The 362-nt window shown below is 55.0% G+C and carries 1 protein-coding gene; it reads right to left on the reverse strand.

Annotation, left to right across the window (positions count from 1 at the left end):
- Positions 1-135 (reverse strand): DUF1127 domain-containing protein (locus AB4118_RS34255; RefSeq protein ID WP_441493902.1); only part of this gene is annotated, 135 nt, incomplete at its 3' end.
- Positions 136-362: the final 227 nt, after the last annotated feature.

The raw sequence follows: 362 nt of genomic DNA on the forward strand, positions 1-362 counted from the left end.
GGCGATGAAGGGGATCTCCGAGCGTGACAGCCCAAGATCGTCGAGCTCACGGTTGGTCAGACGCGACAGCTCGCGAACCGTCTCGCGATAGCGCAGGAAGGCGCGGATTTTGGCGGCAATCATGGTGACGAACATGGTGATATTCCTCTGGCGGATATTCCGGACCGGGGCGATGCCCACAGCGACAATCTCGTTGTGCACTGCACATAAGCTGATCGGCCCGCCGCAATTAGGGGCTTTACTTCAGCTCCGATATGCATCCAGAGCATGCATCATTTGTTAATCAGTAGTTTTCTGGTCTCATCATGCGTTGAGCGCAGTCATCGTTTCAAATGCAACCGATGTTCCGCCTAGAAAACGGG

Source organism: Allobosea sp. 2RAB26 (assembly GCF_052115465.1).
GTDB lineage: Bacteria > Pseudomonadota > Alphaproteobacteria > Rhizobiales > Beijerinckiaceae > Allobosea.